Source organism: Burkholderia sp. F1 (genome assembly GCF_050813845.1).
Lineage (GTDB): Bacteria > Pseudomonadota > Gammaproteobacteria > Burkholderiales > Burkholderiaceae > Burkholderia > Burkholderia ubonensis.
Genome location: NZ_CP172421.1, coordinates 3,689,534 through 3,712,987 on the forward strand (window position 1 = coordinate 3,689,534; position 23,454 = coordinate 3,712,987).

Sequence of the window (23,454 nt, forward strand, 5' to 3'; positions counted from 1 at the left end):
GCGTCAGACGCCGGCCGTCTCGGTGGCGGCGACTTCGCCGCCGCCCTTCAGCGCCTGGCGCAGCTTGTTGCGGTCGAGCTCCTTCTCCCAAGCGGACACGACGACCGTCGCGACGCCGTTGCCGACGATGTTGGTCAGCGCGCGGCACTCGCTCATGAAGCGGTCGATGCCGAGGATCAGCACCATGCCCGACAGCGGAATGGTCGGCACGACGGCGAGCGTCGCGGCCAGCGTGATGAAGCCCGCGCCGGTGACGCCGCTCGCGCCCTTCGACGTCAGCATCGCGACCGCGAGCAGCGTGAGCTGCTGCATCCAGGTCAGCTCGATGTTGGTCGCCTGCGCGATGAACAGCACGGCCATCGTCATGTAGATGTTGGTGCCGTCGAGGTTGAACGAGTAGCCGGTCGGCACGACGAGGCCGACGACCGAGCGCGAGCAGCCGGCCTTCTCGAGCTTTTCCATCAGCTGCGGCAGCGCGGCTTCCGACGAGCTCGTGCCGAGCACGATCAGCAGCTCTTCCTTGATGTAGCCGACGAAGCGGATGATCGAGAAGCCGGTGATGCGCGCGATCGTGCCGAGCACGACGAGCACGAACACGACCGACGTCAGGTAGAACGTGCCGATCAGCTTGAGCAGCGGCACCAGCGAGCCGACGCCGTACTTGCCGATCGTGAACGCCATCGCGCCGAACGCGCCGATCGGCGCGAGCTTCGTGACGATGTGCACGATGCCGAACAGCACGCGCGTGATCCCGTCGATGAAGTCGGTGACGACCTTGCCGCGCTCGCCGAGGTGCGCGAGCACGCTGCCGAACAGCAGCGCGACCAGCAGGATCTGCAGGATCTCGCCCTGCGCGAACGCATCGACCATCGTGTTCGGGATGATGTGCATCAGGAAATCGACCGTCGACTGCCCATGCGCCTTCGCCGCGTACGACGCGACTTCCTTGCCGTTCAGCGTGGCCGGATCGATGTTGAAGCCGACGCCCGGGCGCAGGATGTGCGTCGCCGCAAGGCCGAGCACCAGCGCGAAGGTCGACACGACCTCGAAGTACAGCAGCGCCTTGCCGCCGACGCGCCCGACCTTCTTCATGTCCTCCATCCCGGCGATGCCGGTCACGACCGTACAGAAGATGATCGGCCCGATCACCATCTTGATCAGCTTGATGAAGCCGTCGCCGAGCGGTTTCATCTCGGTGGCGAGCGACGGATAGTAGTGACCGAGGATCACGCCGACGACGATGGCGAAGATCACCTGCACGTAGAGCACTTTGTAGAACGGTTTCTTCTTCACGATGATTCCTGATGAAGGGTAGATGAGCCGGGAAGCGGCGTCACGCGCGCGAGCGAATGCCAGGGGAAGTCAGTCGCCCGCGCGGCTGCCGTGCCGCAACAAGCGATGCCTCAGGACATCCGGAGGGGGAGGAAGGCGTCGGTCATCGGTTGTCTCCTTGCTTGCTGTAGTAGTTCGGCCGCGGGTGGCCGTGCCTTTTATATTGCAAGGTCGATGCCAGCCACACGAAAGCATTCAAGCCGTTGTTTTCGTTGAACTTCCCACAATGCGGCAAGCAAGTAAATCCGGGTTTCCGGAAATCCGGAATGAATCCGTCCGGCGATCCGGACGGATTCATTGTTTCATCAGACGAATCAATGCCGGACGGCCTGCCCGGCCAGCACGCCGGTCTGCGCATAGAACTCCTGCCGCGCGAACGCGTCGCGCTCGCGGCGCGCGCGCTCGCCGCGGTCGGCCAGCGAGCCGACGACGATGCCGACGAACGCGAGCGGCACCGACACGAGCGCCGGGTTGTCGAGGAACACCGGCGCGTGCGCATGATGCAGCACGTCGACCCACACCGATTTCGACAGCAGCGTGAGCACGACCGCCGACGCGAGCCCGAGGCTGCCGCCTGCCACCGCGCCGCGCGTCGTCATCCCGCGCCAGAAGATCGACATCGCGAGCACCGGGAAATTCGCGCTCGCCGCGACCGCCGCGACGAGGCCGACCATGAACGCGACGTTGACGTGCTCGAACAGGATCGACAGCCCGATCGCGATCGCGGAGAGCGCGATCGTCGCCGCGCGCGAGATACGCATCTCCAGGCGCTCGTCGGGTTTGCCGCGCGCCCACATCTGCGCGTACAGGTCGTGCGAGATCGTCGTTGCGCCGGCGAGCGTGAGGCCCGCGACCACCGCGAGGATCGTCGCGAACGTGACCGCTGCGATGAACCCGTAGAACCAGTTGCCGCCGACGGCCTGCGCGAGCTTCACCGCGACCATGTTCGAGCCGCCGAGCAGGTCATGCGTAAGGTTGAACGTGCCGCCCGCGCCGAGCCGGAAGAACTCCGGATGCTGCGCGAGCAGCACGATCGCCGAGAAACCGATCACGAACGTCAGCAGGTAGAAGTAGCCGATGAAGCCCGTCGCGTAGAGCACCGACTTGCGCGCCTCCCTGGCATTCGGCACCGTGAAGAAGCGCATCAGGATGTGCGGGAAGCCGGCCGTGCCGAACATCAGCGCGATGCCGAGCGACAGCGCGTTGGCCGGATCGCGGATCAGCTTGCCCGGCCCCATGATGCCGAGCGCGCCCGGATGCACGGCCACCGCGCTGCGGAACATCGCGTCGACGCTGAAGCCGAATTCGCCGAGCGCGAGCAACGCGAGCAGCGTCGCGCCGCATAGCAGCAGCACGGCCTTGATCACCTGGACCCAGGTGGTCGCGGTCATCCCGCCGAAGAACACGTAGACCACCATCAGCACGCCGACGATCAGCTCGGCCGTGCCGTACGACAGCCCGAACAGCAGCTGGATCAGCTTGCCCGCGCCGACCATCTGCACGACGAGGTACAGCACGACGATCGTCAGCGCGTTCGCGGACGTGAGGAGCCGGATCGGCCGCTGCGCGAAGCGGTACGCGACGACGTCGACGAACGTGAACTTGCCGAGGTTGCGCAGCGGCTCGGCGATCAGGAACATCACGAACGGCCAGCCGACGAGGAAGCCGATCGAGTAGATGAGCCCGTCGAAGCCGAACATGAACACCATCCCGGAGAGCCCGAGGAACGACGCGGCCGACATGTAGTCGCCGGCGATCGCGAGCCCGTTCTGCAGGCCCGTGATGCCGCCGCCGGCCGTGTAGAAGTCGCGCGCCGAGCGCGTGCGGCGCGCGGCCCAGCGCGTGAGCGCGAGCGTCGCGAACACGAATGCGAAGAACATGCCGATCGCGACGGGGTTCAGCTCGACCTTGTCGGGCATCGGCCCGGCGACGGACACCGCGTGCGCGGCAGCGGGAACGAAAACGGAAAGCGCGCCAAGCGCGAATGAGGAACGACGCATCGCGGCCTCCGTCACGAACGTTCGAGAATCGCGTCGACCGCGCGGTCGAACGAGCGGTTCGCGCGCAGCACGTAGCACGCGGTCAGGCCGATCGCGACCAGGATGATCGCGACGCCGGCGGCGATCCCGACCGTCGTCGTCGCGCCCCGGTAAAGCGGCGTCGCGAGCACGTGCGGCGCGAGCGCGACGAGCAGGATGAAGCCGTAGTACGTCGCGATCATCAGCGCCGTCAGCACGAAGCTGAAGCGGCGCCGCGCGCGCACGAGCTGCTGGTAGTCACGGCGCGCCGTGACCTGTTCGATGACGGATGTCTCCATGGTGTCTCCTGCTCGCTCGATTGGCGAGGTTGTCGTGTAATCGATCGGCGCGTGTTCCAGCCCGCCCGCGCCGCGGCGGCACAAATCGATTCAGACCACGCGCTCCGCGCGCAGCTTCGCGACGTCGTCCGCCGACAGCCCGAGCCAGCCGCCGAGCACGTCGTCCGTATCGGCGCCGAGCACGGGCGGCGCGCCGCGCACCGGCAGCCGCGCGCCGTCGAAGCGGTACGGCGGCGCAAGCACGTCGACGCCGCCCGCGACCGGATGCGGCTGCCGCGTGACGAGCCCCGCGCCGCGCGCGCGTTCGGACGTCAGCGCCTCATGCAGGCCGAGCACCTCGCCGCACGGGATGCCCGCATCGGCGAGCGCCGCGAGCAGCGCTGCGCGCGGCCGGCGCGCGAGCTCGCGACGGATTTCCGGCAGCAGCGCGGCGCGGTTCTCCGAGCGGCCGAGGTTGGTCTGGTAGCGCGCATCCGCGGCGAGATCGGGCCGCTCGATCGCCGCGCAGAAGCGCGCGAACTGCGCGTTGTTGCCGACCGTGATCACGAGCGGGCCGTCGGCCGCGTCGAACACGCCGTACGGCACGATCGACGGATGCGCGTTGCCGTAGCGCGGCGGATCCTGTTCCATCAGCAGCGCGTCGAGCCCGTAGTACGCGGTGATCATCAGCCCGCAGTCGAACAGCGCCATCTCGATGCGCCGCCCGCGCCCCGTCGCGTGCCGTTCGTAGAGCGCGGCGAGGATCGCCTGCGCCGAATACATCCCGGTGAACAGGTCGACCGCCGCGACGCCGAACTTCAGCGGCGGCTGGTTTGCCTCGCCGTTCAGCGCCATCAGCCCCGCCTCGCCCTGCACGACGAGGTCGTAGCCGGGACGGCCCGCTTCCGGGCCCGAGCGGTCATAGCCGGAAATCGCGCAGTGCACGAGGCGCGGGTTCAGCGCGGCCAGCGCGTCGTAGCCGAGGCCGAGCTTCTCCGCGCCGCCGAGCTTGAAGTTGTGGATCAGCACGTCGGCCTGCGCGGCGAGTTCGCGCGCGACGCGCCGCCCTTGGTCCGTCTGCAGGTCCAGGCAGATCGACCGCTTGCTGCGGTTCACGCTGTTGAAGTACGTCGTCTCGGTGTTGCCGATCCGCATGCCCCAATCGCGCGTATCGTCGCCGCGCGCCGGGTGCTCGACCTTGATCACCTCCGCGCCGAAATCGGCGAGCACCATCGCGCACCACGGGCCGGCCAGCACGCGCGAGAAATCGAGCACCTTGACGCCGGCGAGCGGCAACGCGCGTGGCGTGTCGTGGTCCATCGTCGTCTCCTCCATCGTCGGCTTATTGTTTCAACAGCGGTTTCAACAGCGGTTTCGACAACGCGATGTAGCGCGCGAGATGGTGATCCTCGTCGCCGAGCTGGTGATCGATCATCACGAGGCGCTTCGCATAGTGCGACAGCGGCAGCTCCCACGTCATGCCGATCCCGCCGTGCAGCTGGATGCTCTCCTCCGCGACCAGCGTGCCGATCCGGCCGACGCTGTACTTGGCCGCGGCGAGCGCGCGTTCGCGCACGGCGCGCGGCGCGTCGAGCTGCGCGGCCGCGTTGATCACCGCCGAGCGCGCCTGCTCGACTTCGAGCAGCAGGTCGGCCATCCGGTGCTGCAGCGCCTGGAAGCTGCCGATCGGCAGCCCGAACTGCTTGCGCGTGCGCAGGTATTCCAGCGTGTGCTCCTTCGCGACGTCCATCGCGCCGAGCGCTTCGGCCGACAGCGCGAGCAGCCCGTAGCCGAGCACGCGTTCGAGCAGCGCCGCCCCTTGATGCGGATCGCCGAGCGCCGCGTCGGACGGCAGCGCGACACGGTCGAAGCGCACTTCCGCCGCGCGGCCGCCGTCGATCTTCCGGTAATCGCGCAGCGACACGCCCGGCGCATCGGCCGGCACGACGAACAGGCCGATGCCGTCCTCATCGTCGTCGTTGCCGGCCGTGCGCGCGCTGACGACGAAGAACGCCGCCTGCGCGGCCTGGTCGACGACGCCCTTCGCACCCGTCAGCACCCAGGCGTCGCCGTGCTGCTCCGCGCGCGTGCGCACCGTCGTGAGTTCGTAATGCGAGCCCGGCTCGTCGTGCGCGAACGCGGCGCTCGCGCGGCCGTCGAGCAGCGCGGCGAGCCTGTCGCGATGCGCGTCGCCGCCGGCGAGCGCGAGCGCGCGGCCCGCGAGCAGCGCGCCGAGGAACGGCTCGACGACGAGCCCGCGCCCGAGACACTCGAACACGACCGCGATGTCGAAGCCCGCGCCGCCGAAGCCACCGTCGGCTTCGGGAAACAGCGCGCCGATCGCGCCCAGCTCGGCGAAGCGCTCCCACATCGTCCGGTCGAAGCCCGCCGCCGATTGCGCGATGCGGTCGCGCACCGGGAACGCGTACTGCTCGCCGATGAAGCGGTTCAGCGTATCCGCCAGCATCCGGCGATCTTCGGTATGTCGAAAGTCCATTAGCGTTCCTTACAAGCCGAGCATCATCTTCGCGATGATGTTCTTCTGGATCTCGTTCGAGCCGCCGAAGATCGACAGCTTGCGGTTGTTGAAGTACTGCAGCGCGGCGCTCGCGGCCCCTTCCGGCCCGACCGGCTCGTCGTCGTAGCCGGCGTCGAGCGCTTCGTCGACGAACGGCTGCGCATACGGCCCCATCGCGCGCCGCATCAGCGCGGTGATCTCCTGGCGGATCTGCGTGCCGCGGATCTTCAGCATCGAGCTTTCCGCGCCCGGCGCGCCGCCGCCCGCAACCGCGGCCAGCACGCGCAGGTTGGTCGTCTTCATGTTCTCGAGCTCGATCTCGACGCGCGCGACGCGCGCCGCGAAGAACGGATCGTCGGCGAGCGGCCGGCCGTTCTTCCGCACCGTCGCGGCGACCGTGCGCAGCCGGTCGAGCGCGGCCGTCGAGAAGCCGACGCCGGCGATGTTGGTGCGCTCGTAGGTCAGCAGGTATTTCGCATAGGTCCAGCCGCGGTTCTCCTCGCCGACGAGGTTCCCGGCCGGCACGCGCACGTCGGTGAAGAACACCTCGTTCACCTCGTGCTCGCCGTCGAGCGTGATGATCGGACGCACGTCGACGCCGGGCGAGTTCATGTCGATCAGCAGGAAGCTGATGCCTTCCTGCTTGCGCACGTCGGTCGCGGTGCGCACGAGGCAGAAGATCATGTTCGCGTAGTGGCCGAGCGTGGTCCACGTCTTCTGGCCGTTGACGACGTAGTGGTCGCCCTGCGCATCGACACCCCGCACCGCGCTCGTCTTCACCGCCGCGAGGTCCGAGCCCGCGCCCGGCTCCGAGTAGCCCTGGCACCACCAGTCCGACCCGTCGAGAATGCGCGGCAGCCAGTAGCGCTGCTGCGCGTCGCTGCCGTACTTGATCAGCACCGGGCCGAGCATGTTCACGCCGAACGGCACGATGCGCGGCGCGCCCGCGAGCGCGCACTCGTGATCGAACAGGAACTTCTGCGCGACGCTCCAGCCGGGGCCGCCGTACTCGCGCGGCCAGTGGCTCGCGAGCCAGCCGCGCGCGTGGAGGATCGCGTGCCATTCGCGCATGTCGTCGCGCGTCAGGCGCAGCCCGCCCTTCACCTTGCGGGAAATGCGTTCTGGAAGCCGCTCATGCAGGAAGCGCTGCACGTCGGCGCGGAACGCTTCTTCTTCGGGAGTGAAATTGAGATCCATCGGGTATCCGTAACGAATTCGGGACGACGTTCAGTCGAGGCGGTTCAGGCTGGCGAAGTTCGCGCCGCGCGCGACGAGCTCGACGATGAGCGGCGACGGCTTCCAGAACAGCGGATCCTCCTTCGCGAACGCGCGAATGTCGGCGAGCACGTTCGCGAGGCCGACCGTGTCCGCGTAGTGCATCGGGCCGCCGCGATGGCGCGGGAAGCCATAGCCGTGCAGGAACACCGCGTCGACGTCGAGCGGGCGCAGCGCGATCCGCTCGTGCACGACGTTCGCGCCTTCGTTGATCATCGCGGCGAGGTAGCGGCGCAGGATTTCGTCATCGGTGAACGCGCGCGGCGTGACGCCCTTTGTCGCGCGCTCGTCGGCGACGATCGCCTCCACTTCCGGATCGGGCGTGCCGGTGCGCGCGCCGTCCGGATACAGGTAGTAGCCGCGCCCGGTCTTCTGGCCGAACCAGCCGCGCTCGCACAGCCGGTCGGAAATCCCGACGTAGCGGGCGCGCGGATCGCGCGTCGCCGCGCGGCGCTTGCGGGTCGCCCAGCCGATGTCGCCGCCCGCGAGGTCGACGACCTGGAACGGCCCCATCGGGAAGCCGAATGCGCGCACCGCGCCGTCGATCTGGTACGGCGATGCGCCGTCTTCCATCAGATAGTCGGCCGCGGTGCGGTAGACGGCGAGGATGCGGTTGCCGATGAAGCCGTCGCACACGCCCGCGCGCACCGGCGTCTTCTTCAGCTTCTTCGCGAGCTCGAACGCGGTCGCGACGACGTCGGGGCTCACACGCGCCGGCACGACGATCTCGAGCAGCTTCATCACGTTGGCCGGCGAGAAGAAATGCAGGCCGATCACGTCGGACGGCCGGTCGATGCTCGCGGCGATCCGGTCGATGTCGAGATACGACGTGTTGGTCGCGAGCACCGCGCCCGGCTTGCACGCGCGCGCGAGCTCGGCGAACACGGCCTCCTTGACCGCCATGTCCTCGAACACGGCCTCGATCACGACGTCGGCCTGCGCGAGCGCGTCGTACGACGTGCCGCCCTTGAAGCGCGCCATCCGCGCCGCATGCGCGGCGGGCGTCATGCGCCCCTTCGCGACGAGGCCGTCGTACACCTTCTCGACGTGCGCGCGGCCGCGCGCGAGCGACGCATCGTCGCGCTCGATCATCGTCACCGGCAGCCCCGCGTCGAGCGCCGCGACCGCGATGCCCGCGCCCATCGTGCCGCCGCCGACCACGCCGATCCGCTCGACCGGCCGTGCGCTCGCGCGGCGCGCCTCCGGCGCCTTCGCGGCCTCGCGCTCCGCGAAGAACGCGTGCACGAGGCCCGCGCGCTGCGGGCTGTCGACGCACCGCAGGAACAGGCTGCGCTCGAGCTTCATCCCCGCGTCGAACGACAGCGTGAGCGCGGCCTCGACCGCGTCGACGATCTTCGCGGGCGAGAACAGCCCGCGCGACTTCTTCGCGAGCTCGACGCGCGCCGCATCGATCGCGGCTTGTGCGGCCGCGCGATCCGCGAGCCCCTGCGCGTCGCGCGTGCGCCGCGCGCTCGCGCCGAGCGACAGCAGCTCCTGCACGTAGGCGAGCCCTTCGGCGAGCGTGTCGTCGCTGTGCGCGAGGCGGTCGACGAGGCCGAGCGCGAGCGCCTCTTCCGCGCCCGCGTGGCGGCCGGACAGCATCAGGTCGAGCGCGGCCTTCGCGCCGATCAGCCGCGGCGCGCGCTGCGTGCCGCCCGCGCCCGGCAGCAGGCCGAGCGTCACTTCGGGCAGCCCGAGCTTCGCGCCCGGCACCGCGAGCCGGTAATGCGCGGCGAGCGCGACCTCGAGGCCGCCGCCGAGCGTCGCGCCGTGCAGCGCGACCACGACCGGCTTCGCGCTCGACTCGATCCGCTCGCACACGTCGGGCAGCGACGGCGGCGCCGGCGGCTTGCCGAATTCACGGATGTCCGCGCCCGCGATGAAGTTGCGCCCGGCGCCGACGATCAGCACCGCATGGATCGCGGCGTCGCGCTGCGCGGCATCGAGCGCGTCGGCAAGGCCGCGCCGGACGTCGGCGGACAGCGCGTTGACGGGCGGATGGTCGATCGTGACGACGAGCACCTTGTCGCGCCGTTCGTGCGTGACCGTGCCGGTATCGGGAGAGGTGGATGCATTCATCGTGTCTCGGGTCCCATGCAAAACGGTAGAAGTCTCCGGCGAGCCGCCGGGTATGACACGATTCTCGATTGATCGAGATTCATTGACAATTCCAGCGTGCTTTAACAAGCTGTCAAATCCGACTTGACACTGAATGCTTGCGAATCATTAAAAGGGATCGATGAGGAGACCTTCGGCATGGACCTGAACGCGCTGACGCTGCTGGTCGAGATCCTCGACGCCGGCAATCTCAGCAAGGCTGCGCAGCGGCTGAAGATGAGCCGCGCGAACGTCAGCTACCGGCTGAACCAGCTCGAGCGCTCGATCGGCCAGCAGCTCGTGCGGCGCACGACGCGCCGCATCGAGCCGACCGAGATCGGCCTGAAGCTCTACGAGCACGGCCGGCGCATCCGCAACGAGCTGCTCGCCGCGCAGGAGTCGGTGACGACGCTCGGCCAGGACCTGCAGGGCCGCGTGCGGCTGTCCGTGCCAAGCGGCTACGGGCAGCTCGTGATGTCGGCATGGCTGCTCGCGTTCAAGCGACTGCATCCGGGCATCGTGCTCGACGTCGTGTTCGAGAACCGCGTCGAGGACCTCGTGCGCGACGAGGTCGACATCGCGATCCGCGTGATGTCCGAGCCGCCGCAGAACCTCGTTGCGCGCGACATGGGCGCGGTGCGCTACGTCGCGTGCGCGTCGCCCGCGTTCGCGGCCGCGCACGGGATGCCGGCGAGCCTCGACGCGCTGGCGGGCGCGCCCGTGATCACCGCGACGGTGATGGGCAGGCAACTGCGCATCGCCGCGTATCTCGGCGACGAGCGCCACGAGGTGCTGCTCGAGCCGACACTGATCTCCGAGAACTTCCTGTTCCTGCGGCAGGCGATCCTCGCCGGGCTCGGCGTCGGCATCGTCCCGGACTACGTCGTGCACGACGACGTGCGGCGCGGCGCGGTCGTCACGTCGCTCGACGCGTACCGGCTGTCCATCTTCGGCACGCACATGTACATGCTCTACATGCCGAACCGGCACCACACGCGCGCGACCGCGACGTTCATAGAGTTCGTCCTCGAACAGGCCGGCAAGGCCGGCCGGGGCGGGCCGGACGCGCTGCGTCAGGGTTTCCTGTCGGATGACAGCCCGCGCGCGACGCGGCGACAATAGCGCGCCGGAGCCTGTCGCTCCCTATCGCTCCCTGTTGCGCCGTTTCAGCCTTCACTCCTGCCGAGGGTTCAATGTCCGACCGGATTCGTCCGCGCCCGCGCTCGTGGGCGATGCTTGCCGCCGCCGCGCTCGTCGCGCTCAATGCCGCCTGCACGTCCCCCGCGCCGCCCGCCGGCGCCGCCGCCAGTACCAACGCACCCGTTGCCGCGTCCGGCGCCGTCGCGCCCGCCGCGCACGCGCCCGAACTGTCGTCGGGCTGGGCCGACAAGCCGGGCTGGACCGCGCAGCGCTACATGGTGGCCGCCGCGAATCCGCTCGCGGCGCAGGCCGGCTACACGATGCTGAAGGCGGGCGGCACCGCGATCGACGCGGCGATCGCGACGCAGATGGTGCTCGCGCTCGTCGAGCCGCAATCGTCGGGCATCGGCGGCGGCGCGTTCATCCTGTATTTCGACGGCAAGGCGACGCAGGCGTACGACGGCCGCGAGACCGCACCGGCCGCCGCGACCGACCGCTTGTTCTACGGCCCGACCGGCCAGCCGATGAGCTTTTACGAAGGCGTCGTCGGCGGGCGCTCGGTCGGCACGCCGGGCGTGCTGCGGATGCTCGAGGCCGCGCATCGCGCGCACGGCAGGCTGCCGTGGCGGCGGCTGTTCCAGCCGGCGATCGCGCTTGCGCAACACGGCTTCACGATCAGCCCGCGGCTCGCGACGCTGATCGCGAACGACCGCTACCTGATGAAGGACCCGGCCGCGCGCGCGTATTTCTACAACCCGGACGGCACGCCGAAGCCGGCCGGCACAGTCCTGAAGAACCCGGCGCTCGCGGTCGTGCTGCGCCAGATCGCCGATCACGGCGCGAACGCGTTCTACACCGGCGCGATCGCGCGCGACATCGTCGCCAAGGTCAGGAAGCATCCGGCCAACCCGGGCCTGCTGTCGCTGCAGGACCTCGCGCGCTACAAGGCGAAGGTGCGCGAGCCGCTGTGCGCCGATTACCGCCGCTCGGTCGTCTGCGGAATGCCGCCGCCGTCGTCGGGCGGCCTCGCGATCGCGCAGATGCTCGGCATCCTCGAGGCGATGCCCGACTGGCAGCAGATCGGCGCGCAGAAGCCGGTGCGCAACGACGTCGGCTTCGAGCCGACGCCGTTCGCCGCGCACCTGTTCAGCGAGGCCGGGCGCCTCGCGTATGCGGACCGCGCGCGCTACGTCGCCGATCCGGACTTCGTTTCGCTGCCCGGCGGCAGCTGGGCGAGCCTCGTCGACAAGTCCTATCTCGCGCAGCGCGCGCGGCTGATCGGCGACGGCAGCATGGGCGCCGCGCAGGCCGGCACGCCCAAGGGCGCGACGCTCGCGATGGCCGACGACCGCAGCCCCGAGCTGCCGTCGACCTCCGACATCGCGATCGTCGACCGCTACGGGCAGGCGCTGTCGATGACGACGAGCGTCGAGGATGCGTTCGGCTCGCGCATGATGGTGCGCGGCTTCATGCTGAACAACCAGCTCACCGATTTCTCGTTTGTATCGAGCGAGAACGGCCGGCCGGTCGCGAACCGCGTGCAGGCCGGCAAGCGGCCGCGCTCGTCGATGTCGCCGGAACTCGTGTTCGACCGGAAGACGAAGCAGGTGACGCTGGTCGTCGGCTCCGCGGGCGGGCCGGCGATCATCAACCACGTCGCGAAGGCGCTGGTCGGCGTGCTCGACTGGGGGATGACGATGCAGCAGGCGATCGCGCTCCCGAACTTCGGGTCGATGAACGGGCCGACGCAGCTCGAGCGCGGCCGCGTGTCGGACACGCTCGTCGACGCGCTGAAAGGTCGCGGCCACACCGTGCAGGTCGTCGAGATGAACTCCGGGCTGCACGGCATCCAGCGGCTGAACGTGCAGGGGCAGACGGTGTGGTTCGGCGGCGCGGACCCGCGGCGCGAAGGGGTCGCGCTGGGGGATTGAGCGGCGGACGTCGAGCGGCGCGCGCATGCCGCCCGACGACGTCTCGCACGGCGAGCCTTGATTTCACCTACATAAAATGAGTGACAACCACACCTACCTGGTCGACCCCGCGATTTCTCTCGATGCCGCGCCCTCAGAGGCGCAGCGGATGATCGCATGGCTGCAGGCGCGCGGGATCGTCGGCGCCGCGACGCGGGTCGGCGACCTGTATCGCAACTGGTGCAACGAACTGGAAGAGGGCGAACTGACGAAAATCGAAGACATCGGTTATCCGTTCGGCCCGCATTATGCGAGCGCATGCGATGCCCGCGCGCGATTGCCCCCGCCGATCCCGAACTGGCTGGAAGTCATCGTTGCGCGCCGCGTTTTCGATGCCGGAGGGAACGGCATCGAGATCTTCTGTCCGGCCTGCAACGAGGAGCAGACGGCGCTCGGCGACGCGTGGAGCGATGCGTTCTCACGCTGGTTCAAAGGCGACGACGACGCCCCGCTCGTGTGCGGCGCATGCGGCCACCAGCAACCCGTGACGCAGTGGCGCTACGACCCGCCGTGGGCGTTCGGCAATCTCGGCTTCTGCTTCCGGAACTGGCTGCTGAGCGATGCGTTCATCGCCGAATTCAGCGCGGCGCTTGGCCGGCCGCTGACGATCGTGTATCAGCACATCTGAGTTGGCGCGAGCCACGCGTGGGTTGCGCGTGCCGCCCGCTCGCGGCGCCGGGCACCCCGCTTACCCCCTGCCCTTCCACGGCACGACCCGCCGCTCGACCCAGCGCATCCCGAGGTCGAACAGCCACGCGATCAGGCCGATGATCAGGATTCCCATCACGACGATGTCCGTGCGCAGGAAGCTCGACGCGTTCAACACCATCTGCCCGAGCCCGGCCGTCGCGGCGACCATCTCGGCCGCGACGAGCGTCGTCCAGCCGAAGCCGATCGCGATCCGCAGCCCGGTGAGGATTTCCGGCAGCGCGGCCGGCAGCACCACATGCCGCACGATCTGCGCGAAGCTGCCGCCGAGCGAATACGCGGCGTTGATCTGCTCGACCGTCGCGGCCCGCACGCCCGCGCGCGCCGCCATCGCGACCGGCGCGAAGCACGCGAGGAAGATCACGACGAGCTTGGCCGTCTCGTCGATCCCGAACCAGATCACGACGAGCGGCAGGTACGCGAGCGGCGGCAGCGGCCGGTAGAACTCCAGCAGCGGATCGAGCACACCGCGCGCGACGCGGCTCACGCCCATCAGGATCCCTGCGGGGACGCCGAGCGCGGTCGCCAGCACGAACGCGCCGAACACGCGCGCGGCGCTCCACAGCAGATGCTCGGACAGCGGCAGCCCACCCTGGATGCGGCCGTGCCACGCGTCGACGAACGCCGCCCACACCGCTTCCGGCGCGGGCAGGAACAGCGGCGGCAGCCATTGCCGGTCCGTCGCGACCCACCACAGCACCGCGAGCGCCGCGACCGTCGCCGCACTCAGCGCCCCCGTCTTCCCCTGCCCCGGCAGCCGGTAGCGGCGCGATGCGCGCGCGGGCCGCGCAACGCCGGCGCGCGGCGGCGCGGTGCGTTCATCCTGCTCGAAACCGGCGGCCGCGCGATCGGCCGCCCACGAATCCTGTGTGCTCATGCTGTCCTGCCTGTGCAAAGTGCCGTTCCGACCGCGCCCGCTGGACGCGCCCTGCCGCGCCAGCTCGCGCATCACGCGGCTTCTCCAACCGCTTCTCCGCCCGCTTCGTCGCGATGCAGATACGCGATCAGCCGCTCCCGCCACGCGATGAAATCGGGCGACGACTTCACCGCGCGTGCGTCGCGCGATTCGACGTAGCGGCGCGCGAACGGCAGGTCGAAGGTCTCGGCGATCCGGCCCGGGCCGGGCGTCATCACGACGAGCCGCGTCGCGAGAAACAGCGCCTCCTCGACGTCGTGCGTGATGAAGAACACCGTCTTGCCGGTGCGCGCCCACACGTCGAGCACGAGCGCCTGCATCGTGCCGCGCGTCATCGCGTCGAGCGCGCCCATCGGCTCGTCCATCAGCAGCACGCGCGGCTCGCTCGCGAGCGCGCGCGCGATGCCGACGCGCTGCTGCATCCCGCCCGACAGCTCGTAGACGCGCGCATGCGCATGGCGCTCGAGCCCGACGAGCGCGAGCATCTCCCGTGCGCGCGCCGCGCGCTCGGCCTTCGGCACGCGCGCGAAGCGCAGCCCGAGCGCGACGTTGTCGAGCACGTCGAGCCACGGCAGCAGCGCGTATTTCTGGAACACCACGCCGCGGTCCGCGCCGGGGCCCGCCACGGGCACGCCGTCGACCCGCACGTCGCCGGTCGTCGGCGCGACGAAGCCGGCCATGCAGTTCAGCAACGTCGTCTTGCCGCACCCCGACGCGCCGAGCGCGACGACGAATTCACCGGCGTCGATGCGCAGGTCGACCTGCGCGAGCGCCTGCGTCGTCGGACGCCCGCGCTCGCCCGGATAGGCGACCGATACCTGACGGACTTCGAGCGTGCTCATGTCTGGCTCCGCGATGCGTTGCCGCGCTCAGCGCGCGGCTTTCTGCACGAACTGCGGATCGACGCCGACCGAGTAGTCGGCGAGCACCGTCTGGATCGTGCCCTGCGCTTTCAGGAACGCGGCCGTCGCCGCGAGCGACTTCGCGGCGCCCGCTTGCGCGCCGCCGCCGAGCCACGTCGGCGACGCCTGCTCGGCGGGCGTCGGGAATGCATAGAGCGCGAGGCTCGCCGGCACGTCCTGCGCGTTCGCGCCGGACACCTTCGCGACGGCCGCGACCTGCGGCGTGCCGACCTTCCATGCGGCGGCGTGCGCGCGGTAATCGGCGTCGGCGGCCGCGAGCACCTTGACGAAGCGCGTGACGAACTCGGGGTTGTCGCGCGCGAACTTGCGGCTCACGACGAAGCCGTCGAAGGTGGCCTTGCCGCTTTGCTTCGCGACCTGGCCCGACGTCGTCAGCACCGTGCCGGACTGCTTGACCTTCGCGAGCACCGGATCCCAGATGTAGGTCGCGTCGATGTCGCCGCGCGTCCAGGCCGCCGCGACTTCGGGCGGGCGCAGGTTGACGATCTTCACGTCGTTCGGGTTGACGCCCGCGGCCTGCAGCGCGACGAGCGTGTGGAAGTGCGACGTCGACACGAACGGCACGCCGATCTTCCGGCCCTTGAGCGCGGCGACGCTCGTCACGCCCGAGCCGTTGCGCGCGACGAGCGCTTCGGCGTCGTTGATGTTGTCGAGAATCCAGAACAGCGAGATGTCGAGCCCCTGCGACAGGCCGGCCGCGATCGGGCTCGAGCCCGCCTCGCCGAGCTGCACCGAGCCCGATGCGAGCGCGCGGATCACGTCCGCGCCGCTGTCGAGCTTGCGGAACGTGACCTTGTAGCCGGTCGCCTTCTCGACCTCGCCGCTCGCCTGCGCATAACGCCACGGGACGACCATGTCCTGGTACGCGATCACGACCTCGCGCGATTCGGCGTGCGCCGCGCCGGGCGCTACAAAGGCGGCGAGCGCGGTCAGCGCGGTCAGTGCGACAGCGGCGCGGCGGATGAGGCTGAAACGGGGCATGCGGCTCTCCTTCGGCATTCTGGCGATTCAACGAGAGAGCCGACTATAGGAGGTTTGCGCGCGGCGGAAGCGAACTTATCCTGCGAAGCTATCGACGACGTTTCAGCTTTGCTTTCCACGCTGGATTGGATCGCGCGTCCGGTCGGGTGGCGATTGTCGTGCGCCAGCCGCCTCTGGCGGAACCGCACGTGTCAACGATGAATCGGTCCATCCGGCGCTCCGGACACGCGCCCGTTGCGGGTCCGGGAGCCCGCTTCGCCAGAACGCAGCCTGGCCCGGCAACGCCACGATTCAATTCCGCAACGTTCACCCGGCCACGTCGCTACCGGACGCGCCGCCGACAGGCCGAGAGCCGCCTATTCGCTGGCCTGGCCCGATATATGCGGCGCCCCGGAAGCCCGCGCCGTCTCGCGTTCGATCCGCGCCCGGGCAAACCAATCGGCCTGCAGAAGAACGAAACCGGAGGCGCGTCTCGTGATAAGTCCTGGTTCGGCCCGTCTGCGCGCCAAGATCGAACATGCGTTGGGTCGGCTGGTTGCAGCGGCCTTTGCCATCGTGCTTCTGGCTTCGCCACTCCGCGCAGATGCACAGGCTGGCCGGCCTCCCTTCAGCCGGGTCTCCGCAACCGCGTATGGTACGGTGCTCGACGCGTGCGGCGTGACTCAGACCGCCGTCACCATCTCGACCTTCGGGACGACAGACCTCGAAAATGCCCCCAATGCTGCAGCTTCGGTCGTCGTCTATCGCTTTGATCGCTGCAAACGCTCGCCCGTCTTCGCTTACGGCGCTTCTCGGCGATGTGACCTTACGGTCGGGGCGGCCGACGGCAGCCGATGGCCGAAATCGGTGACGGTCTCGGGACAGATACCGCTGAGCGTATTCACTTCGAGTGGCCATAGCAGGGACGCCGCGAGGTTCGAGTTGACCCTGCAATGGGTCAGCGCGCCGTCGGGGTCCGGCGACGAGAAACATGGCGGCGCTGCGGGCGACGGCCTGTATGACCACAGTGTCGACACAACCGGTGAAATGACGCTGCCTGCTTTGGGGCTGCGGTCATTTCCGTTGCCGAATGGCCAAATGAAGTTTGAAAGATGAAAAGCCCGCGGCGTGCGGGCTTTTCCAGGCTCGTCCGACGACGAAGCGGCAACGAGGCGACGACGTTCAGACCACCCCGGCCCCGTGCGCCTGCAGATCGGCGTGATAGCTCGAACGCACCATCGCGCCGACGGCCGCGTGCGTGAAGCCCATCTTGTACGCTTCTTCCTCGTACATCTTGAAGGTGTCCGGATGCACGTACGCGCGCACCGGCAGGTGGTGCTCAGAAGGCTGCAGGTACTGGCCGATCGTCAGCATGTCGACGTCGTGCGCGCGCAGGTCGCGCATCACCTGCAGGATTTCCTCCTCGGTCTCGCCGAGGCCGACCATCAGGCCCGACTTCGTCGCGACGTCCGGATGCAGCGCCTTGAAGTCCTTCAGGAGCTTCAGCGAGTGCGCGTAGTCCGAACCCGGGCGCGCTTCCTTGTACAGGCGCGGCACCGTTTCGAGGTTGTGGTTCATCACGTCCGGCGGCGCGGCGTTGAGGATCGAGATCGCGCGGTCGAGGCGGCCGCGGAAGTCCGGCGTCAGGATCTCGATGCGCGTCTCCGGCGACTGTTCGCGCACTTCGCGGATGCATTCGACGAAGTGGCCGGCGCCGCCGTCGCGCAGGTCGTCGCGGTCGACGCTCGTGATCACCACGTACTTGAGCTTCAGCGCGGCGATCGTGCGCGCGAGGTTCTTCGGCTCGTCGGCGTCGAGCGGATCGGGACGGCCGTGGCCGACGTCGCAGAACGGGCAGCGGCGCGTGCACTTGTCGCCCATGATCATGAACGTCGCGGTGCCCTTGCCGAAGCACTCGCCGATGTTCGGGCAGCTCGCTTCCTCGCACACCGTATGCAGGTTGTGCTCGCGCAGGATCGTCTTGATCTCGTTGAAGCGCGAGCTGCCGGTGGCCGCCTTCACGCGGATCCACTCGGGCTTCTTCAGCCGCTCGATCGGAATGACCTTGATCGGGATGCGCGCCGTCTTCGCCTGCGCCTTCTGCTTGGCGGTCGGATCGTAGGCAGGGGTCGCGGCCGAATCGGCCGGTGCGGGGGAAGCGGTCAAGTCAGTCATTCGAATGTTCCAGTGCCTGCGGCTTGTCGGCGGCCGCGGATGCGCCGTCGAGGTTGGCGATCAGACGGCGCACCAGCGTTCGGGCGACGTCGTTCCAGTCGGCGGCAACCTCGAGGCTCGCCATGTCGACGGTTTCCAGTCCGGCATAGCCGCACGGATTGATCGCGAGAAACGGGCGCAGATCCATCTTCACGTTCAGGCTCAGCCCGTGATAGCTGCAGCCGTTGCGGATCTTCAGGCCGAGGGCCGCGATCTTCGCGCCCTCGTGAGCGCCCGACGCCACGTAGATGCCCGGCGCGCCCGCCTTGCGGACCGAAGCGAGATTATACGCCGCGAGGGTTTCGATCACGGCCTCCTCGATCCGGGACACCAGCGTGCGGACCATCAGCTTGCGCCGGCGCAAGTCCAGCAACAGGTACATGACGATCTGGCCGGGGCCGTGATAGGTGATCTGCCCGCCGCGGTCGACCCGGACGAGCGGGACGCCGCTATCGGCGACCAGCAGGTGGGCCGGATCGCCCGCCTGCCCGAGCGTGTAGACGGGCGGATGCTCGACCACCCAGATTTCGTCGCCGGTGCCCGCAGTGCGCGCGTCGGTGAACGCGCGCATCGCGTCGAAGCTCGCGTCGTACGGCTCGACGCCGCGCCAGCGTACCGTCACCGGCGGGACCGGAAGGGCTGCGGGCGAATCGGGTGCGGCGACAGGCGTGGACACAGTGGAAACCGGCGAGACGAACATGGGCGGTAGTTTACCGAAAACCCAAGGGTCTCGCCGGCTATCGAAAGGGACGGATCGATGGCATCCGTCGGATCAAAGCGACATCAGACGGTGCGCCACGCGTTCTGGAACAGCGCCGCGACACGCTCGCGCAGCCGGGCGAGCCCCGTCAGCGCGACTTCCTTCGGCGGCCGCGATACCGAGAACGCGACGCACGCGCTGCCTGCGCCCTCGGCGCTCAGCCACAGACGCTCGCCACGGCGCAGCCGCAGCGTTTCGCCGTCCGCGAGGAAGTAGTCGCCGACGTCGTTGCTGCGCGTCGCCCACACCGGCCCGCACTGGACCGTCAGCCGCGTGCTGCGCTGCACCCGCATCGGGACGGTTTCGCCAGGGGGAATCTCGAACGTGATGCTTGAAGAAATTTCTTGCATGATGCGCTCCGCCAAAAATGCTTCGATGGCTACAATCGTAGTCATCTCAAGGCGTCCGACCAAACGACCAATTTTCACGTCGATGTGAGGAAAATTAGCAAATGGACCTGCGCCAGCTCCCCGCGCTGAACGCGATTCGCGCGTTCGAGGCCGCCGCCCGCCACGAAAACTTCTCGCGCGCCGCCGACGAGCTGTTCGTCACGCACGGGGCGGTCAGCCACCAGGTGCGTGCGCTCGAGGAGGAGCTCGGCGTGCAGCTCTTCACGCGCAACGGCAAGCGCCTGTGCCTGACCAACGCCGGCATCCGCTACGCGCAGCAGGTCCGCACCGCGCTGATGATGCTCGTCGAGGCGACACGCGAAGTCCGCGCGAGCGACCGCGACCGGCGGCTGGTGATCTCGATGCTGTCGTCGTTCGCGGCGCGCTTCGTGACGCCGCGCATCGGCTCGTTCATCGAGCGGCATCCGGAAATCGACGTCGAGCTGCAGTCGACCAACGCCCTCACCGATTTCGCGCGCGACGACGTCGACCTCGCGATCCGCTTCGGGTTCGGCACCTATCCGGGGCTGCACGTGGAGCCGCTGCTCGAGGAAGCGTTCTTCCCGGCCTGCGCGCCGACGCTGAACGGCGGCGTGCTGCCGAAGACGCCCGCGGATCTGGTCCGCTACAACCTGCTGCGCTCGGACGACGAGCTGTGGCGGCCGTGGTTCGACGCAGCGGGCCTCGATACGCTGACGGAGCCGAAGCGCGGGATCCTGTACCAGGATTCGTCGAACCTGCTGCAGGCGGCGATCGACGGCCAGGGCATCGCGCTGGTGCGGCGCTCGCTCGCGGTGCACGAACTGCGGCAGGGGCGCCTCGTGCGCCTGTTCGACATCGACGGGCCGAGCCCGTGGAACTATTTCCTGGTGTGCCCGCCGCCGCTGCTGGGTACGCCGCGCGTGCAGGCGTTCAGGACGTGGATATTGCGGGAAGTCGCCGAATTCAAGCTGCTGTGCGACGAACTGGACGCGCGCCGCGCGGCGGAGAGAGCCGCCGCCGCGTGAGCGCGCAAGGAAGGGATCAGAGCACGACCTTGACCATCGGATGGCCGGTCAGCGCACGGTAGATGTTGTCGAGCTGCTCCTGGCTCGTCGCGCGCACGGTAATCGTGAGGCCGGTGTAGTTGCCGCCGCTCGATGCACGCTCCTCGATCTTCTCGAGGTCGATTTCGTTGTCATGGACGCTCACGACCTTGAAAATCGTGTCCTTGAACTCCGGGTGCGCCTTGCCCATGATCTTGATCGGGAAATCGCACGGGAACTCCAGCAGCGATTCCTTCCGGGTATCGATCGCGCCGGTCAGCTCGACGGTTTTGGACGGTTCGCTCATCACTTTCTCCGGGTTAGGTCAAACTGTTCAAACTCGCGCGCCTTCGCGCGCTGGTACGCGTCGTACAACGCCGCGAATACCGGGCCGGGCTTGCCGCCCTGCACCGGCAAATCGTCGAGCGCCGTGACGGGCAGCACTTCCTTCGTCGCCGACGTGATCATGATCTCGTCGGCCGCGCGCAGCTCCACTTCGCTGATTTCGCGCGCGACGAACGGAATCCCGCATTCGTCGGCCAGCTCCTCGAGCAGCGCGTAGCGGATCCCCTCGAGGATCTTGTTGCTGCGCGGCGGCGCAAGCAGCTCGCCGTTCTTCACGATCCACACGTTCGACGACGAGCCTTCGGTCAGATTGCCGTCGCGCAGCTGCAGCGTCTCGAACGCGTCGTGCTCGACCGCATGCTGCGCCATCAGCACGTTGCCGAGCAGCGAGGTCGACTTGATGTCGCAATGCAGCCAGCGCCGATCCTCGGCGGTCACGCAGCGCACGCCGGCCGCGCGCTCTTGCTCGGACGGCACGCGCAGCGGGCTCGTCATCACGAACACGGTCGGCACGACGTTCGCCGGGAACGCGTGGCCGCGCTTCGCGACGCCGCGCGTCACCTGGATATAGACGAGCGCGTCGCCGGCGCCAAGGCCGTCGGCGTTCGCCGCGACGACGCGCTCGATCAGCGCGCGCCAGAGCGCGTCGTCGTGCGGGTTCGCGATGCCGATCTTCTTCAGGCTGCGCTCGAGCCGCGCGAGATGCTGCGCGATCCGGAACGGCACGTGCGCGCCGTCGTGCGCGTAGACGGGGACGACCTCATACACACCGTCGCCGAAGATGAACCCGCGGTCGAGCACCGGGATGCGGGCTTGCGACAGCGGCACCATCTCTTCCTGCGAGGAGACGCTCAGGTAGACGATCGGTTCGAATTCGGCTTGGCTCATGGCTATGTCAGATGGGGATGAAGTCGTCGAAACAAAGGCCGCGCCCGCTTACTTCTTCTTGCTGAACATCAGCAGGATCGAGTCCCAGATACGACCGAAGATACCCGCTTCCGGCACCGCCTGCAGCGCGACAACCGGGAACTGCGACAGCGTCTTGCCGTCGGCGACGATCTTCACGGTGCCGACCGGCTGGCCGTCCGCGAGCGGCGCGATCAGCGGCGCGTTCACCTCGACCTCGGTCTTCACCTTGTCGCCGAGGCCGCGCGGCACCGTCACCCACTGGTCGCCCTTCACGCCGACCTGCACGTTGTTGCTCTTGCCCTTGTAAAGGCGCGGCGTCGAGATCGCCTGGCCACCCTTGAACAGGCGCACCGCATCGAACGCGCTGTAGCCGTAGTTCAGCATCTTCATGCTGTCCTGCGTGCGGTCGCTTTCCTTGGTCTCGCCCATCATCACCGACACGAGGCGGCGCGGCGCATCCGCCGTGCCCGGCATCGGCCGCTTCGACGACGCGATCAGGCAGAAGCCCGCCGCCTGCGTGTGGCCGGTCTTCAGGCCGTCGACCGTCGGGTCGAGCCACAGCAGGCGGTTGCGGTTGCCCTGGCGGATGTTGTTGTACTTGAATTCCTTCTCCGAGAAGATGCTGTAGTACTGCGGAAAATCGCGGATCAGGTGTGCGGACAGCGTCGCGAGATCGCCGGCCGTCGTGTAGTGGTTCGGGTCGGGCATGCCGTTCACGTCGGCGAAGTGCGTGCCCTTCATGCCGAGGCGCTTGACCTCGTCGTTCATCATGTTGACGAACTGCGCCTCGCTGCCGCCGACCAGCTCGGCGAGCGCGATCGCCGCGTCGTTGCCCGACTGGATGATCATCCCGTAGACAAGGTCGTGCACCGACACCGGCTTGTCCGCCTCGATGAACATCCGCGACTCGTCGGTGCCGACGCGGCGCACGGCAGCGCTCGGCGTGACGATCTGCTCCATCGAGATCTTCTTCTTGTCGAGCGCCTCGAACACGAGGTACGCGGTCATCAGCTTCGTCAGCGACGCCGGCTCGACGCGCTCGTCCGCGTTGCCCGATGCGAGCACGGTGTTGCTGGTCGCGTCGACGAGCACCCACGAACGCGCGTTCACGCCCGGCGGCGGCACCGCGCCCGGCATGTAGGTCGCGGGCGCGCCGGTCGCCTCGGGCGCGGCCGGCGCCGCATGCGCGGCCCGGGCCTTGGCGGCGGGCTTCGCCTCGGCGGCGACGATCGTCGACGCGAGCGCGACGGGCAGCATCACGCCGAGCGCGACGTTGCGCGCGGCGGTGCTGAAGGCGATGGAAGAAGCGAGGGACTTGAGGCCTTGGGAGGACAAACGCATGATCGATTCAGGCTGATGGCAGAAAGTACGGGCGCGAAACACGCACGGTTGAATGGCAAGGCGGCGGGCGTTTCGGCCTGCGCCTGAAACGTCAGGCGATGCGAAACGCGCCGGTTGGACTCGTGCGGACGCGTTCGGTTCGCGGCCGGCGCAGCGCGTGCTGCGACGGGCAGCGAATCGAGCGCCGCATGGGCCCGGCCGGGCCGCGGGCGACGCGAAATCCGGCCATTATACGTGGCCGCGACGGGCGTTTTCGTGAATCCGGCGTCGCGCAGGCACAGATCGGCGACGCGAGGATAGCGCGACGGGAATGCGCAGGACCACTATCGAAGGAAG

At 68.7% G+C, this 23,454-nt stretch carries 21 protein-coding genes; 5 read left to right on the forward strand and 16 right to left on the reverse strand.

Annotated features, from left to right (window positions below; translation table 11 throughout):
- Positions 1-3: 3 nt before the first annotated feature.
- The 7 genes from ACFIMZ_RS17405 to ACFIMZ_RS17435 form a co-directional block, all read right to left on the reverse strand.
- Complete coding sequence (locus tag ACFIMZ_RS17405) at positions 4-1,293, reverse strand: dicarboxylate/amino acid:cation symporter (protein WP_059994816.1); 1,290 nt, start codon at positions 1,291-1,293, stop codon at positions 4-6.
- A gap of 353 nt (positions 1,294-1,646) precedes the next feature.
- Complete coding sequence (locus ACFIMZ_RS17410) at positions 1,647-3,332, reverse strand: cation acetate symporter (RefSeq protein ID WP_431820589.1); 1,686 nt, start codon at positions 3,330-3,332, stop codon at positions 1,647-1,649.
- A gap of 11 nt (positions 3,333-3,343) precedes the next feature.
- Complete coding sequence (locus ACFIMZ_RS17415) at positions 3,344-3,649, reverse strand: DUF485 domain-containing protein (protein WP_431820590.1); 306 nt, start codon at positions 3,647-3,649, stop codon at positions 3,344-3,346.
- Positions 3,650-3,739: 90 nt separating this feature from the next.
- Entirely contained in the window at positions 3,740-4,948 is a 1,209-nt protein-coding gene (locus ACFIMZ_RS17420; protein WP_431820591.1) for a CaiB/BaiF CoA transferase family protein, read from the reverse strand.
- Between the two features lie 22 nt (positions 4,949-4,970).
- Positions 4,971-6,125: an acyl-CoA dehydrogenase family protein gene (locus tag ACFIMZ_RS17425; RefSeq protein WP_431820592.1), complete on the reverse strand. Its 1,155-nt coding sequence runs from the start codon at positions 6,123-6,125 to the stop codon at positions 4,971-4,973.
- A gap of 9 nt (positions 6,126-6,134) precedes the next feature.
- Positions 6,135-7,343, reverse strand: coding sequence for an acyl-CoA dehydrogenase family protein (locus tag ACFIMZ_RS17430; protein WP_431820593.1), 1,209 nt, complete (start codon positions 7,341-7,343; stop codon positions 6,135-6,137).
- A 30-nt stretch (positions 7,344-7,373) separates the two neighbouring features.
- A complete protein-coding gene (locus ACFIMZ_RS17435) occupies positions 7,374-9,500 on the reverse strand; it encodes a 3-hydroxyacyl-CoA dehydrogenase NAD-binding domain-containing protein (protein ID WP_431820594.1) in 2,127 nt (708 codons plus the stop codon).
- A gap of 177 nt (positions 9,501-9,677) precedes the next feature.
- Here ACFIMZ_RS17435 and ACFIMZ_RS17440 point away from each other — a divergent pair, with 177 nt between their 5' ends.
- The 3 genes from ACFIMZ_RS17440 (at position 9,678) to ACFIMZ_RS17450 (ending at position 13,256) form a co-directional block, all read left to right on the forward strand.
- Entirely contained in the window at positions 9,678-10,640 is a 963-nt protein-coding gene (locus ACFIMZ_RS17440; RefSeq protein WP_431820595.1) for a LysR family transcriptional regulator, read from the forward strand.
- Between the two features lie 71 nt (positions 10,641-10,711).
- Positions 10,712-12,589 carry a gamma-glutamyltransferase gene (gene ggt / locus ACFIMZ_RS17445; RefSeq protein WP_431820596.1) on the forward strand — a complete coding sequence of 626 codons (1,878 nt, stop codon included), beginning with the start codon at positions 10,712-10,714 and terminating at the stop codon, positions 12,587-12,589.
- A gap of 76 nt (positions 12,590-12,665) precedes the next feature.
- Positions 12,666-13,256, forward strand: coding sequence for a hypothetical protein (locus ACFIMZ_RS17450; protein ID WP_431820597.1), 591 nt, complete (start codon positions 12,666-12,668; stop codon positions 13,254-13,256).
- 60 nt (positions 13,257-13,316) lie between these two features.
- Here ACFIMZ_RS17450 and ACFIMZ_RS17455 read toward each other — a convergent pair whose 3' ends face one another.
- The 3 genes from ACFIMZ_RS17455 to tauA are packed head-to-tail and all read right to left on the reverse strand — an operon-like array spanning position 13,317 to position 16,156.
- Positions 13,317-14,285 (reverse strand): ABC transporter permease subunit, encoded by a 969-nt coding sequence (locus ACFIMZ_RS17455; RefSeq protein ID WP_431822523.1) that lies wholly within the window; start codon positions 14,283-14,285, stop codon positions 13,317-13,319.
- Positions 14,285-15,094, reverse strand: a complete 810-nt coding sequence (locus ACFIMZ_RS17460) for a taurine ABC transporter ATP-binding protein (RefSeq protein WP_431820598.1) — start codon at positions 15,092-15,094, stop codon at positions 14,285-14,287. The genes ACFIMZ_RS17455 and ACFIMZ_RS17460 overlap by 1 nt, the downstream gene beginning before the upstream one ends.
- A gap of 27 nt (positions 15,095-15,121) precedes the next feature.
- Entirely contained in the window at positions 15,122-16,156 is a 1,035-nt protein-coding gene (gene tauA, locus ACFIMZ_RS17465) for a taurine ABC transporter substrate-binding protein (RefSeq protein ID WP_431820599.1), read from the reverse strand.
- A 474-nt stretch (positions 16,157-16,630) separates the two neighbouring features.
- On the opposite strand from tauA, the gene ACFIMZ_RS17470 reads away from it, so the two are divergent.
- On the forward strand, positions 16,631-17,251 hold the full coding sequence (locus tag ACFIMZ_RS17470) for a hypothetical protein (protein WP_431820600.1): 621 nt from the start codon (positions 16,631-16,633) through the stop codon (positions 17,249-17,251).
- 66 nt (positions 17,252-17,317) lie between these two features.
- Here ACFIMZ_RS17470 and lipA read toward each other — a convergent pair whose 3' ends face one another.
- The 3 genes from lipA to ACFIMZ_RS17485 form a co-directional block, all read right to left on the reverse strand.
- Positions 17,318-18,310 (reverse strand): lipoyl synthase, encoded by a 993-nt coding sequence (gene lipA / locus ACFIMZ_RS17475; protein WP_431820601.1) that lies wholly within the window; start codon positions 18,308-18,310, stop codon positions 17,318-17,320.
- Entirely contained in the window at positions 18,303-19,049 is a 747-nt protein-coding gene (lipB, locus tag ACFIMZ_RS17480) for a lipoyl(octanoyl) transferase LipB (RefSeq protein ID WP_431820602.1), read from the reverse strand. The genes lipA and lipB overlap by 8 nt, the downstream gene beginning before the upstream one ends.
- Before the next feature lie 83 nt (positions 19,050-19,132).
- Positions 19,133-19,459, reverse strand: coding sequence for a DUF2917 domain-containing protein (locus ACFIMZ_RS17485; protein WP_431820603.1), 327 nt, complete (start codon positions 19,457-19,459; stop codon positions 19,133-19,135).
- A gap of 101 nt (positions 19,460-19,560) precedes the next feature.
- Between ACFIMZ_RS17485 and ACFIMZ_RS17490 the strand changes: the two genes are divergently transcribed.
- Positions 19,561-20,505 (forward strand): transcriptional regulator GcvA, encoded by a 945-nt coding sequence (locus tag ACFIMZ_RS17490; protein WP_431820604.1) that lies wholly within the window; start codon positions 19,561-19,563, stop codon positions 20,503-20,505.
- A gap of 16 nt (positions 20,506-20,521) precedes the next feature.
- On the opposite strand, the gene ACFIMZ_RS17495 is transcribed toward ACFIMZ_RS17490, so the two are convergent.
- The 3 genes from ACFIMZ_RS17495 to ACFIMZ_RS17505 are packed head-to-tail and all read right to left on the reverse strand — an operon-like array spanning position 20,522 to position 23,118.
- Entirely contained in the window at positions 20,522-20,830 is a 309-nt protein-coding gene (locus ACFIMZ_RS17495; RefSeq protein WP_010090550.1) for an HP0495 family protein, read from the reverse strand.
- Entirely contained in the window at positions 20,830-21,756 is a 927-nt protein-coding gene (locus ACFIMZ_RS17500; protein WP_431820605.1) for a D-amino acid aminotransferase, read from the reverse strand. The genes ACFIMZ_RS17495 and ACFIMZ_RS17500 overlap by 1 nt, the downstream gene beginning before the upstream one ends.
- Before the next feature lie 48 nt (positions 21,757-21,804).
- The gene (locus ACFIMZ_RS17505) at positions 21,805-23,118 is read right to left on the reverse strand and encodes a D-alanyl-D-alanine carboxypeptidase family protein (RefSeq protein WP_431820606.1); all 1,314 of its coding nucleotides are present in this window, start codon (positions 23,116-23,118) and stop codon (positions 21,805-21,807) included.
- Positions 23,119-23,454 lie beyond the last annotated feature (336 nt).